Source organism: Vibrio sp. S457-15 (assembly GCF_000960545.1).
Taxonomy (GTDB): Bacteria; Pseudomonadota; Gammaproteobacteria; order Enterobacterales; family Vibrionaceae; genus Vibrio; species Vibrio parahaemolyticus.
Genome location: NZ_JYOQ01000135.1, coordinates 35820 through 49272, shown reverse-complemented (window position 1 = coordinate 49272; position 13453 = coordinate 35820). Strand labels below are relative to the sequence as shown.

Annotated in this window: 15 protein-coding genes; 2 read left to right on the top strand and 13 right to left on the bottom strand. The window is 46.2% G+C overall.

Features of this window, described 5'->3' with window-relative positions:
• Positions 1-139 precede the first annotated feature (139 nt).
• Positions 140-1345, top strand: coding sequence for a purine nucleoside transporter PunC (gene punC, locus UF05_RS15160; RefSeq protein WP_025631385.1), 1206 nt, complete (start codon positions 140-142; stop codon positions 1343-1345).
• A gap of 57 nt (positions 1346-1402) precedes the next feature.
• On the opposite strand, the gene UF05_RS15155 is transcribed toward punC, so the two are convergent.
• On the bottom strand, positions 1403-2179 hold the full coding sequence (locus UF05_RS15155) for a transporter substrate-binding domain-containing protein (RefSeq protein ID WP_031852410.1): 777 nt from the start codon (positions 2177-2179) through the stop codon (positions 1403-1405).
• Positions 2180-2294: 115 nt separating this feature from the next.
• Between UF05_RS15155 and UF05_RS15150 the strand changes: the two genes are divergently transcribed.
• Positions 2295-3035, top strand: a complete 741-nt coding sequence (locus tag UF05_RS15150; protein WP_017449315.1) for an amino acid ABC transporter permease — start codon at positions 2295-2297, stop codon at positions 3033-3035.
• A 62-nt stretch (positions 3036-3097) separates the two neighbouring features.
• Here the strand turns inward: UF05_RS15150 and glmU are convergent, their stop codons facing one another.
• The 12 genes from glmU to UF05_RS15090 form a co-directional block, all read right to left on the bottom strand.
• Complete coding sequence (gene glmU / locus UF05_RS15145) at positions 3098-4459, bottom strand: bifunctional UDP-N-acetylglucosamine diphosphorylase/glucosamine-1-phosphate N-acetyltransferase GlmU (RefSeq protein ID WP_005497454.1); 1362 nt, start codon at positions 4457-4459, stop codon at positions 3098-3100.
• 150 nt (positions 4460-4609) lie between these two features.
• Positions 4610-5032: a F0F1 ATP synthase subunit epsilon gene (locus UF05_RS15140; RefSeq protein ID WP_005456027.1), complete on the bottom strand. Its 423-nt coding sequence runs from the start codon at positions 5030-5032 to the stop codon at positions 4610-4612.
• A gap of 18 nt (positions 5033-5050) precedes the next feature.
• Positions 5051-6454 carry a F0F1 ATP synthase subunit beta gene (gene atpD / locus UF05_RS15135; RefSeq protein WP_005481178.1) on the bottom strand — a complete coding sequence of 468 codons (1404 nt, stop codon included), beginning with the start codon at positions 6452-6454 and terminating at the stop codon, positions 5051-5053.
• Between the two features lie 35 nt (positions 6455-6489).
• Positions 6490-7356, bottom strand: a complete 867-nt coding sequence (atpG, locus tag UF05_RS15130; RefSeq protein WP_005457304.1) for a F0F1 ATP synthase subunit gamma — start codon at positions 7354-7356, stop codon at positions 6490-6492.
• A gap of 44 nt (positions 7357-7400) precedes the next feature.
• Positions 7401-8942: a F0F1 ATP synthase subunit alpha gene (atpA, locus tag UF05_RS15125; RefSeq protein ID WP_020839874.1), complete on the bottom strand. Its 1542-nt coding sequence runs from the start codon at positions 8940-8942 to the stop codon at positions 7401-7403.
• Positions 8943-8955: 13 nt separating this feature from the next.
• Positions 8956-9489 carry a F0F1 ATP synthase subunit delta gene (gene atpH, locus UF05_RS15120; RefSeq protein WP_005481164.1) on the bottom strand — a complete coding sequence of 178 codons (534 nt, stop codon included), beginning with the start codon at positions 9487-9489 and terminating at the stop codon, positions 8956-8958.
• A gap of 14 nt (positions 9490-9503) precedes the next feature.
• Entirely contained in the window at positions 9504-9974 is a 471-nt protein-coding gene (gene atpF / locus UF05_RS15115; RefSeq protein WP_005458451.1) for a F0F1 ATP synthase subunit B, read from the bottom strand.
• 71 nt (positions 9975-10045) lie between these two features.
• Entirely contained in the window at positions 10046-10300 is a 255-nt protein-coding gene (gene atpE / locus UF05_RS15110) for a F0F1 ATP synthase subunit C (protein WP_002540812.1), read from the bottom strand.
• A 55-nt stretch (positions 10301-10355) separates the two neighbouring features.
• Positions 10356-11168, bottom strand: a complete 813-nt coding sequence (atpB, locus tag UF05_RS15105; protein ID WP_005458499.1) for a F0F1 ATP synthase subunit A — start codon at positions 11166-11168, stop codon at positions 10356-10358.
• An 8-nt stretch (positions 11169-11176) separates the two neighbouring features.
• Positions 11177-11566, bottom strand: coding sequence for a F0F1 ATP synthase subunit I (locus UF05_RS15100; protein WP_005458481.1), 390 nt, complete (start codon positions 11564-11566; stop codon positions 11177-11179).
• Positions 11567-11765: 199 nt separating this feature from the next.
• Entirely contained in the window at positions 11766-12647 is an 882-nt protein-coding gene (locus UF05_RS15095; RefSeq protein ID WP_005458443.1) for a ParB/RepB/Spo0J family partition protein, read from the bottom strand.
• Between the two features lie 23 nt (positions 12648-12670).
• Positions 12671-13444, bottom strand: a complete 774-nt coding sequence (locus tag UF05_RS15090) for a ParA family protein (protein ID WP_005458453.1) — start codon at positions 13442-13444, stop codon at positions 12671-12673.
• Positions 13445-13453: the final 9 nt, after the last annotated feature.

Here is a 13453-nt window from a genome sequence, read left to right as displayed (position 1 = left end):
AAAAAATTTGATTGATAACCAACAATTTTAGCGTTTTATTTTCTCAAAATCGAAAAATAGAATAATAAGGTAAATAAATCAGGGTTGGCGCCAACTGATATTGATTAAAAAATGATTAAATAATTTGATTGGTTGAATCATGAAAATATCAAAACTACAGCTCGTTTATCTTGCAGCTTTATCTATGCTTGGCTTTGTTGCCACTGACATGTACTTACCTGCGTTCAAAGCGATGGAAATCGACTTTGCTACAGGTCCCGAACAAATCGCACTTTCTCTGACCGTATTTCTTGTAGGTATGGCTTTTGGTCAGTTGATGTGGGGATTGGCATCGGATAAATTTGGTCACCGCAATACGCTGGCCGCAGGTCTGGTACTCTTTACCATTGCCTCATTCGGCTTAGCATTCTGCGATGAAGTTTGGCAGCTACTGACACTGCGCTTTGTGCAAGCAATCGGCGTTTGTGCTCCTGCGGTTATCTGGCAAGCGATGGTAATCAAGCGTTACTCCAGCAGTAGCCAGCAAATTTTTGCAACCATCATGCCGTTGGTGGCACTATCACCAGCACTTGCACCTCAACTGGGTGTGGTTTTAGCGGATAGCTTTGGTTGGCACAGTATTTTTATCGCATTAACGCTTGTTGGCGTGGTGCTGGTTGCTGCCACCATGGCACAAAAGAACGAACAAGCCGAAATCAAACAAACCAGCATGTCTGCGGATATTAAAGCGTTACTAGGTTCAAAAACTTACCTAGGTAACGTGTTTATGTTCGCAACCGCTTCGGCAGCGTTCTTTGCTTACCTTACTGGTATGCCAGAAATCATGTCTCAACTCGGCTACGAAGCAAAAGACATCGGTTTGAGCTTTATCCCACAAACCATTGCTTTCATGGTGGGTGGTTACCTAGGTAAAGTTGGTGTTCGCAAATTTGGTGATGAAAAAATTCTACGTCAGTTGATCGGTTTATTCAGTGTTGCCGCGTTGTTGATTTTCGTCGCTTCACAGTGGGAGCTCACGTCAATCTGGCCAATTCTTGCGCCATTCTGTTTGATTGCCGTTGCAAATGGTGCGCTTTACCCAATCGTCGTAAACCGTGCCCTAGCTAGTGCACACCAAAGCCCAGCGACAGCAGCAGGTCTACAGAACAGTCTGCAAATCTGTGTGAGCAGCTTATCGAGCGCATTAGTTGCCGCGATGGCAAGCCAAGCTCAAGTGGTTACGGGCGTGGCAATCGTCATTTGTATGGGTGGCTTGTGGATGGGTTACATTCTGTCGAATCGTGAACTCTCTAAGCATTTCACTACACCTGACAACGCTCGCGTCGTCAGCGAAGATGAACTTTAAGTCAGTACTTCAGTCCATCCGATCATAATAAGAGCCGCGTAATGCGGCTCTTTTCATTTATAAACTTTTCAGCCCCCACTTCTGAGCAGTCTGCTTAAAGAAGCCTTGTGTTTTTTTTAACTCCACCCAGTGATTGATGTAGTTAATCCAGACTTGGTCGTCTTGTGGTAACAACATGGCAATTGGAGTCGGTCTGCGAGGAGCTTTCACAGGCACGATCGCCAACTGTTTGAACTTGTCCACCAGCGTCGCCGCTTCCACATTGGAAGTCACAGACACATCCGCTCTGCGAGCCAACAGCTCTTGGAAATCTCGCGCGGGGGCTTCAATCACAATATGCTGCGCCGATGGGAAGAACTCTTTCACCATTTTTTCTTGTACCGTACCTAACGTCGCAGCCACTTTCACATCGGGTTTATTAAAATCCGCCCAATCAGAGAATTTGGCGAGATCTTTTTTCTGCACCACTGGCACAAACGCCAAGTAGAAATAGGGTTGGCTATAACCGGCTACTTTCGCACGCGACATGTTTAAAGACGCACTGCCAGTGATATCGTACTTGTTGGCCGTAATGCCATTAACCAGCGTTTTCCAATCGGTGGCAATGTACTCCACTTTGACACCCAAATCTTTAGCAAGCTCGGTTGTGACATCAATATCAAAACCACGGTAACTGTTCGTGGCTGGATCTTTCATTGTCATCGGATTCCAGTCCCCAGTCGTCCCTACTCTCAACACGCCTTTATCCAGAATCTCTTGAAGACGGCTCTGAGCATGAACAACTTGAGTGACCATAAGCAGACATATTCCTAGCGCAAACAAAATCTTTTTCATTTTTATTCCCTTAAAAATAATGACCTTATACGGTTTAATTATTAACCTTTATTACAACCCCATTGATAACATAGCAGTAACAATGGAAGTTTTTTAGTTAATTCAGGGAGTAAATGTGACCTTTCGAACTCTATGGCTGATTTCGCTGCTGTTGCTAACGGGTTGCTCAGATTACCAATGGGGCTGGTATGTACTCGACCCGTCAACGGAACAAGGGATAACCAACCTAAAGTTTTTAGTCGCGGGGTTTAATGACACCATTCAAGTGTCACTCTTGAGTATGTGTTTTGCCATGACGCTTGGGCTGCTGATTGCATTGCCTGCACTTTCTCGCTCCCCAACGCTCAAATGGATGAATCGCATCTACGTTGAGGTGATCCGCTCAATCCCAGTATTGGTGTTGCTCTTATGGGTTTACTACGGCATGCCAACGCTGCTCGATGTCTCTCTCAATCATTTTTGGGCGGGGGTAATTGCACTGACTATCGCTGAAAGTGCGTTTATGGCAGAAGTATTTCGCGGTGGGATTCAAGCGATCAACCGAGGTCAGCATGAAGCGGCAGAATCACTTGGTTTGAATTATTGGCAGAAGATGCGCTTGGTGATTCTTCCGCAAGCATTTCGACAAATTTTACCGCCGTTAGGGAATCAGTTTGTCTACATCCTCAAAATGAGTTCTCTGGTGAGCGTAATCGGTTTAAGTGACTTAACGAGACGTGCCAACGAGTTGGTGGTGAATGAGTACTTACCGTTAGAAATTTATACCTTCTTGGTTCTGGAGTACTTGTTGCTCATTCTATTCGTTTCTCAAGCAGTACGTTGGTTAGAAAAGCGTATCGCGATTCCCAGTTACTGATACTTGCACTAAAAACGACAAAGCCGCTCTCACTGGAGCGGCTTTGAGAATTCAGGTAAAGCTTACTTTTGCTTAACTGGACGTTGCCAACCAGTAATCTTACGCTCTTTAACGCGAGTGATCACTAACTCACCCTCTTCCACGTCTTTAGTCAGTGTGGTACCAGCACCAATAGTGGCACCATCAGCAATAGTGACAGGTGCCACCAGCTGGCTATCAGAGCCAACAAACACGTCGTTACCAATGATGGTCTTGAACTTATTTGCGCCATCGTAGTTACACGTAATCGTGCCCGCACCGATATTAGTGCGTTGGCCGATTTCCGCATCACCAAGGTAAGTCAGGTGGTTTGCTTTAGAGCCTTCACCAATGCGCGCGTTTTTCACTTCCACGAAGTTACCGACGTGCGCGTCGTTACGTAGCTCAGCTCCAGGACGCAGACGAGTGAATGGACCGACGGTACACTCTTCACCAACGGTTGCACCTTCAATCACACTGTAAGGACGAACGATAGTATTATCGTCGATTTCACAATCTTTCAGCACACAACCTGTGCCGATAATCACGTTATCACCCAGCGATACGTTACCTTCGATGATCACATTGGCATCGATTTCACAATCCATACCGCACTGAAGCTCACCGCGTAAGTCAAAACGCGCAGGGTCACGTAGCATCACACCTTGTTCAAGTAGTTTTTGTGCTTGCATAGATTGGAACGCACGCTCTAGACGAGCAAGTTGAGCGCGATCATTAACACCTTCTACTTCAATGGCATTCACTGGGTGAACCGCTTCAACGGCACGCCCTTCGTCGTGCGCAGCAGCAATAACGTCTGTTAGGTAGTACTCACCTTGAGCATTGTTGTTGTTTAAGCCAGACAACCAACGCTTCAGATCACCACCAGTCGCAACCATTACGCCAGTGTTGATCTCTTTAATTTGCTTTTGTTCTTCGCTTGCGTCTTTTTGCTCAACGATAGCAACTACTGGACCATTTTTACGAATGATACGGCCGTAACCAGTCGGGTTATCGAGCATTACAGTAAGTAACGCTATGCCACCTGTAGGTTGCGCATCAAGTAGGTTTTCAATGGTTTCAGGAGAAATTAGTGGGACATCACCATAAAGAACTAGGATCTTTTCATCGTCTTCGAAACGTGGAGAAGCCTGATCCACCGCGTGGCCAGTACCAAGCTGATCCGCTTGAAGTACCCAGTTGACAGTCTCATCTGCAAGTGTGGTTTGCATTTGATCACCACCGTGACCAAAGACTAGGTGAATGTTTTGTGCGCCAAGGCCAGTACAAGTATCGATAACATGTTTAACCATTGGCTTCCCTGCCAAAGTGTGTAGCACTTTAGGCATATTTGAGTGCATACGGGTACCTTTACCCGCTGCAAGAATCACAGCACTGAATTTCATTGATAACCTATTGACGTTTTCTGTTAATTGGCCGTTATTTTAAACAGCTCTTTTTGAATAGTTAATGGAATTAAGTAAATTTCCAACTAAAAATAATCAAAAAGGCGACCACTTTGGCCGCCTTTTGTCATGCAACGTTGCTAATTGAGCTTAGCGACGCTTTTTGGTCAGCTCGATAACTCGAAGCTGAGCAATGGCTTTAGCCAGTTCGCTGGCCGCTTGTGCGAAGTCCATGTCACCATGCTGATTCTGGATTTTCTCCTCAGCGCGGCGCTTGGCTTCTTCTGCCTTCGCTGCGTCTAGATCTTCACCACGAATCGCTGTATCAGCCAGTACTGTAGCAGTACCAGGCTGAACTTCGACCATACCACCAGAGACATAAATGAACTCTTCGTGGCCGTGCTGTTTCACAATACGCACCATACCAGGCTTAATAGCGGACAGCAGCGGAGTGTGGCCGTGGAAAATACCCAGCTCACCTTCGCTACCGGTCACCTGAAACGTTTCTACGCGACCAGAGAAAATACGTTTCTCAGCGCTCACTACGTCTAGGTGAAAGGTTATTGGTGCCATATCGCCTCCTAGTTAGCCTTATAGCTTCTTCGCATTCTCGATAGCATCGTCAATCGTACCGCAGTACATGAACGCTTGCTCTGGAATGTCATCGTACTCACCAGCTAGTAGACCTTTGAAGCCACGTAGAGTCTCTTTAAGAGGTACGTAAACACCAGGGTCGCCTGTAAATACTTCTGCTACGTGGTAAGGCTGAGTTAGGAAACGCTCAATCTTACGTGCACGAGATACAACTTGCTTATCTGATTCAGATAGCTCGTCCATACCTAGAATCGCAATGATGTCTTTCAGCTCTTTGTAGCGCTGAAGTGTCTGCTGAACGCCACGAGCGATGTCGTAGTGATCTTGACCAACAACTAGTGGGTCTAGCTGACGAGACGTTGAATCTAGTGGGTCGATCGCTGGGTATAGGCCCATTGCTGCGATGTTACGGTTAAGTACAACCGTTGCATCCAAGTGCGCGAACGTTGTTGCTGGAGACGGGTCAGTCAAGTCATCCGCAGGTACGTATACCGCCTGTACAGACGTGATAGAACCTTGCTTAGTTGACGTGATACGCTCCTGTAGTACACCCATCTCTTCTGCAAGAGTTGGCTGGTAACCTACCGCTGAAGGCATACGACCTAGAAGTGCTGATACCTCAGTACCTGCAAGTGTGTAACGGTAGATGTTATCAACGAACAGTAGTACGTCACGACCTTCGTCGCGGAAACGCTCTGCCATTGTTAGACCAGTCAGAGCAACACGTAGACGGTTGCCCGGTGGCTCGTTCATCTGACCGTAAACCATCGCTACTTTAGATTCTTCAGGATTCTCAACGTTTACAACGCCCGCTTCCTGCATCTCGAAGTAGAAATCGTTACCTTCACGAGTACGTTCACCAACACCAGCAAATACTGATAGACCTGAGTGTTGAAGTGCGATGTTGTTGATAAGTTCCATCATGTTAACGGTCTTACCTACACCTGCACCACCGAATAGACCGATTTTACCACCCTTAGCGAATGGACAAACCAAGTCGATTACTTTAACACCAGTTTCTAGAAGTGCTGTTTCGTTTGATTGCTCTTCGTAGCTTGGTGCTTCACGGTGGATAGAGTAAACCTCTTCTGCACCGATCTCACCACGCTCATCAATCGCGTCACCTAGGACGTTCATGATACGACCTAGAGTTTTAGTACCTACTGGTACTGAAATTGGAGCGCCAGTGTTAACCACTTCAACTCCACGACGTAAACCATCAGAGCTACCCATTACGATACAACGAACTACGCCACCGCCTAGCTGTTGTTGAACTTCAAGAACTAGACGCTCTTTTGAGTCCGTTACGTTTAGAGCGTCATATACACTAGGTACTTCGCTCTGTGGGAACTCTACGTCGACTACCGCACCGATGATCTGTACGATCTTACCTGTAGCCATCGTTAATCCTCTAAACTATTTCGTTTTACCTAAGCTTAAACCGCAGATGCACCACCAACGATTTCCGACAGTTCTTGTGTGATCGCAGCCTGACGGGCTTTGTTGTACACAAGTTCCAGATCTTCAATCAAGTTGGTTGCGTTATCCGTTGCAGCCTTCATCGCAATCATTCGAGCCGCTTGCTCACAAGCAAGGTTCTCAACCACACCTTGGTATACCTGAGACTCTACGTAACGCACTAATAGTGTATCCAGTAGAGGCTTTGGCTCAGGCTCATAGATGTAGTCCCATGAGTGCTCACGCTGCATCTCTTTGCTGTCCGATTTAGGCAAAGGTAGCAATTGATCGATCGTTGGTTGCTGAACCATAGTGTTCACAAACTTGTTGAACACTACGTATAGACGGTCCAGTTCACCTTCATCGTATTTCTTAAGCATTACGCCAACAGAACCGATTAGGTCTTCTAGGCTAGGGCTGTCGCCAAGGCCAGAAACCTGTGCCGCAACTTTTGCGCCACCATGTTTAAAGAAAGCTGTTGCTTTCGAGCCAATCACTGCCAGCTCAATTTCAGCGCCTTTCTCTTTCCATGTTTGGATGTCTGTAACGGCTTTTTTGAACACGTTGATGTTCAAACCACCACACAGACCACGGTCTGTCGAAACGATGATGTAACCAACACGTTTCGCTTCACGCTCTTCTAGGTACGGATGACGGTACTCTAAATTTGCGTTTGCCACGTGACCGATCACTTTACGCATTGTTTCAGCGTATGGACGAGAAGCTTCCATTGCATCTTGAGAGCGACGCATTTTTGAAGCTGCTACCATTTCCATCGCTTTCGTAATTTTCTGCGTGCTTTTAACACTACCGATTTTATTACGTATCTCTTTTGCGCCGGCCATCGTTACTCTCCGTTAGTTGGTGGCAGAAACTGCCACCGACCTAATTACCAAGTTTGGGTTGCTTTGAAGTCGTCAGTCAGTTTCTTCAACTGAGCTTCGATTTCATCGTTGTAAGCACCAGACTTGTCGATCTCAGCTGCTAATTCAGCGTATTGACCGCGAGCGTACGATAGTAGAGCCGCCTCGAAATCTAGAACTTTGTTCAGTTCTACATCGTCAAGGTAACCGCGCTCTGCCGCGAAGATAACTAGTGCTTGGTCAAATACAGACATTGGAGCGTACTGCTTCTGCTTCATTAGTTCTGTAACTTTTTGACCATGGTCTAGCTGTTTCTTCGTTGCTTCATCAAGGTCAGAAGAGAACTGAGCAAATGCTGCTAGTTCGCGGTATGCAGCTAGTGCTGTACGAATACCACCTGATAGTTTCTTGATGATTTTTGTCTGAGCTGAACCACCTACACGAGAAACTGAGATACCTGGGTCAACCGCTGGACGTACACCTGCGTTGAATAGCTCAGTTTGTAGGAAGATCTGACCATCGGTAATCGAGATTACGTTAGTCGGTACGAATGCTGAAACGTCACCTGCTTGAGTTTCGATGATAGGAAGAGCAGTCAAAGAACCAGTCTTACCTTTCACTTCACCGTTAGTGAAACGCTCTACGTACTCTTCGTTTACACGAGCAGCACGCTCTAGTAGACGTGAGTGTAAGTAGAACACGTCACCTGGGAATGCCTCACGGCCTGGTGGACGTTTTAGTAGTAGAGAGATCTGACGGTAAGCTACCGCTTGTTTAGATAGATCATCGTAAACAATCAGTGCGTCTTCGCCGCGATCGCGGAAGTATTCACCCATCGCACAACCTGCATATGGCGCTAGGTATTGTAGCGCTGCAGATTCAGAAGCAGATGCAACAACAACGATAGTGTTTGCTAGCGCGCCGTGCTCTTCTAGTTTGCGAACTACGTTAGCGATAGTCGATGCTTTCTGACCGATTGCTACGTAGATTGAGAAAATACCAGAGTTTTTCTGGTTGATGATCGCATCGATCGCCATCGCTGTTTTACCAGTCTGACGGTCACCGATTACAAGCTCACGCTGACCACGACCGATTGGGATCATTGAGTCAACTGATTTGTAGCCAGTTTGTACAGGTTGGTCTACCGATTTACGGTCGATTACACCTGGTGCGATCACTTCTACAGGTGAAGTCAATTTCGCTTCGATTGGACCTTTACCATCGATAGGCTCACCCAGCGTGTTTACTACGCGGCCTAGTAGTTCTGGACCAACTGGCACTTCAAGAATGCGGCCAGTACCTGTAACTTTCATGCCTTCCTTAAGGTCAGCATATGGGCCCATTACTACCGCACCAACCGAGTCACGCTCAAGGTTAAGTGCCAGTGCATAACGGCCACCCGGTAATTCAATCATTTCACCTTGCATCACGTCCGCTAGGCCGTGGATGCGGATGATACCATCGCTTACCGATACGATAGTACCCTCGTTGCGAGCTTCACTAACAACATCGAAAGATTCGATACGCTGTTTGATCAGATCGCTAATTTCCGTGGAATTAAGTTGCATGCTCCAATCCCCATTAAGACTGCAATGCATCGCTCAGGCGGTTCAAACGACCACGCGCTGAGTCATCGATGACTAGGTCTCCGGCTCGAATAATAACCCCACCAAGTAGGGTCTCATCTACACTGCAATTCAGCTTCACTTTGCGTTCAAGACGCGCTTCAAGTTTGCTGCCAATATTTGCAAGTTGTTCATCAGAAAGTTCTGATGCTGAAATGACTTCAACATCGATTTCTTTCTCATGCTCTTTCTTCAGAATGAAGAATTGCTCACAAACATCAGGAAGGGCCGCTAAACGACCATTCTCAGCCATAACCTTAAGAAGGTTTTGACCGTGCGCATCAACTTGTTCACCACAAACTGCAACAAAGATTTCTGCCATTTTTTCAGCAGAGAATGAACTGGTTAGAAGCTCATTCATTTGTTCGTTTTTGGCAACTTCAGCAGCAAAAGACAGCATTTGACCCCATTGGTCTAGCTGGCCCTTATCTACCGCAAAGTCGAAGGCTGCTTTAGCATAGGGGCGTGCGATTGTAGTCAAATCAGACATATGCGCCCCCAGACTTAAAGTTTTGCAGTAATGTTGTCGAGAATATCTTTTTGCGCATCTTTATCGATTGTACGCTCAAGGATTTTCTCAGCACCAGCTACAGCCAGAGTAGCAACTTGTTTGCGCAGCTCATCGCGTGCACGATTACGTTCAGCTTCAAGTTCTGCTTCCGCTTGCGCTAGGATTTTCTGGCGTTCTGCCTGAGCTTCCTCGCGAGCTTCATCAATAATTTGAGACTTACGCTTGTTCGCTTGTTCGATGATCTCAGTTGCTGTGCGCTTCGCTTCTTTCAACTGATCAGAAGCGTTGGCTTGTGCTAGATCCAAGTCTTTAGCAGCACGTTCAGCTGCTTGAAGACCATCAGCGATTTTTTTCTGACGTTCTTCAATCGCTTGCATCAATGGTGGCCATACATACTTCATGCAGAACCACACAAATAGTGCGAACGAGATTGCTTGACCTAGCAGAGTTGCGTTTATGTTCACAACAGCTACCCCTCTATTTGGACTTAGTGTTAATCAGTGACAAGCTAAAACTTGTCCCGAGTTAAAGGTGATTAACCTAGTTGACCAACGAATGGGTTTGCAAATGTGAATAGTAGCGCGATTACGATACCGATCATTGGAACCGCATCAAGTAGACCTGCGATGATGAACATCTTAACTTGTAGCATAGGAGCCATTTCTGGTTGACGTGCTGCACCTTCTAGGAATTTACCACCTAGTAGTGCGAAACCAATCGCTGTACCAAGAGAAGCAAGACCGACGATAATACCTACGGCGATTGCAGAAAAGCTCAGTAAAGTTTCCATTACTATCTCCAATTTATAGTTGTTGGCTTAGTGCCCAAATAAAAAGCTTAAAAAATTAATGATCAGAGTCTTCGTGTGCCATTGACAGGTAAACAATTGTCAACATCATAAATACGAAGGCTTGAATCGTAATAACCAAGATATGGAAGATTGCCCACGGTAGTGAACCCATCCATTGTAAGTACCATGGTAGCATTGCCGCACAAAGAATGAATACAACCTCACCCGCAAACATGTTACCGAATAGACGCATACCAAGTGAAAGAGGTTTCGCAAGTAGCGATACCACTTCGATCAGTAGGTTAAACGGAATCATCAGTGGGTGATTGAATGGATGTAGTGCAAGTTCTTTTGCGAATCCACCTAGACCTTTCACTTTGATGCTGTAGTAGATCATCAATGCGAAAACGCCTAGAGCCATAGCCATGGTGATATTCACATCAGCAGAAGGTACGACCTTAAGGTAAGGAATACCTAGCCAATGCTCTGCTGGGTATGGTAAGAAGTCGATCGGGACTAAGTCCATCACGTTCATCAAAAATACCCAACAAAAGATAGTCAGTGCTAAAGGCGCGATCAGTGGGTTGCGTCCATGGAACGTGTCTTTGACGTTATCGGCGACAAATTCAACGATCATTTCTACAGCACACTGAAGCTTACCCGGTACACCCGCTGTTGTTCTCTTTGCTACTTTGTAAAAAATTCCGAGGAAGATTAAACCAGTAAACCAAGAAAAAAACAGGCTATCGATATGTACGTTCCAGAAACTTGTCTCCGACCCTACTAAGCCTAACTTATACAGCGATAGGTTAGAAAGGTGGTGGGCAATGTATCCGGACGATGTTAGCGCTTCACCTGGCGCAGCCATAACTCATCCTATTTTTTGTTGTTAATGAATAGCACTGGTGCACAGATATTAATACCTAGTACCAGCAAATAGGTTAGTTTGAGGGGAACGAGTTCCACCTGCATATACATGTAGGCAACGTAGAACAGTGCAACCGTGATGAGAATTTTCAATACTTCGCCCGTGTAGAAGGACGCAGCGATGCGCTTGGCAGCGCGAGCCCCACTAAACATAAAAGCACATAGCGCGAATACTGCATTGGCGACAACAAAGATGCCACCACCAATCAACGCTGAAATTCCCCATTCAGGATTTACGGCTACCGCCATTCCTGCTGCCACAAAAATAACCGCGCCAGACTGGATCATTAACAATTGCCTTGCGAGCTCTCGTCCTGGTCTAGCTAACGCAGCTACCATGTATTCGTACCTCTAGTAATATCCACTTCGCACTAATTCTCTATGTGCAGGGAAATTGGCGAAAATTATACGTTCAGTCGGAGTTAATGCAATTATATTGCATCAAAAACTTACAGTTTTGTTTACAAAACGACAACTTTCGCACAAAATTCGATTAATTAGATTAATTAGATTAATTGACCTAAATCAATTATCTCATCTAGGCCTCTAGCTTGGCAATTAGTTGGTCTAATTTGTGAGGCTCATCAATACTTATCGTCAACTTCGCTTTTCCGTTTGCAGAACGGCTTAAGGAAACCTTCGCATCAAGTAGTTGACTCAATTTATGCGACATTTGCTCGGCTTCGGTATCTTCTTGTTGAGCTTTTTGCTCATTTTGTGGGGCTAAGCACTTTTTTACTAACTGTTCGGTTTGTCGAACCGTCATTTGCTTTTTTGCCACCATTTGAGCCACTTCGACTTGCTGTTCACCTTCCAGTGCCAGCAGCGCACGAGCATGACCCATTTCAAGTTGTTTCTCCGCCACCAAGCGTTTGACGTCGGCATCCAATTGGTTGAGACGCAACAAGTTACTCACGGTAGTTCTTGACTTACCAATCACATCCGCCACTTGCTGATGCGTTAGCGAGAACTCATCTTGCAGGCGCTCCAATGCTTGCGCCTCTTCAATCACATTCAAGTCTTCACGCTGAATGTTTTCGATCAAAGCCATAGCAATAGCTGCGCGGTCTTCAACTTTCTTAACCAAGCAAGGCACGCGTTTCAGGCCTGCTTGTTTCGCGGCACGCCAGCGGCGTTCGCCAGCGATGATCTCAAACTGTCCGCCAACAACCTGACGAACCACGATCGGCTGGATAATGCCTTGCGATTGAATAGAAGCTGCTAATTCTTCAAGCGCTTCAGGTGCCATATCTTTACGCGGTTGGTAGATCCCCGGCTGTAATTGGCCAATGGCTAATTCAGTGAGTTCACCGTCTGCTGACAAGGCTTGGCTTTGCGATGCAATTTGCTGTTTTTCACGAGCAAACGAACTGGTCGACAACAACGCATCCAGTCCTTTTCCTAGACCACGCTTAGACATGGATTGAATTCCTTAGGTTAGAGTTAAACTGGGATTTCTTCGCGGCGGAGCATTTCGCCCGCTAGAGCAAGATACGCTTTGGCGCCAGCTGAGTATTTGTCGTAGTACATCGCTGGTTTACCGTGACTTGGGGCTTCTGCCAAACGCACATTACGCGGGATGACAGTCCGGTAGACTTTATTGCCAAAGTGCTTTTTAAGTTGGTCGGATACTTCATTAGACAGGCGGTTGCGCGGGTCGTACATCGTACGCAGTAAACCTTCAATCTTGAGGTTTTCGTTTACCACAGCCGCTAACTTGCTGATCGTATCCATAAGAGCAGTTAAACCTTCTAACGCAAAGTATTCACATTGCATCGGCACCAGCACAGAGTCGGCTGCAGCCATAGCATTGATTGTAAGAAGGTTTAGAGAAGGAGGACAATCAATAAAGATGAAATCATAGTTATCGCGAACTGTCGACAGTGCGTTTTTCAAACGAACTTCTCGCGCGAATACTTCCATCAATTTGATCTCAGCAGCCGTTACGTCTCCGTTGGCAGCAATTAGATCGTACTTCCCTGTCGTTTGAGTACAGACCACTTGATCAAATGGGGTTTCTTCCACCAAAAGATCGTATGCGGTGGCATCAACCATGTATTTGTCGACACCACTGGCCATCGTAGCATTGCCTTGAGGGTCGAGATCGATCACCAAAACCTTGCGCTTTGTTGCCGCCATCGAAGCCGCTAAGTTAATGCACGTTGTTGTTTTGCCGACCCCACCTTTCTGGTTGGCGATTGCTACAATTTTACCCACGACTACCTC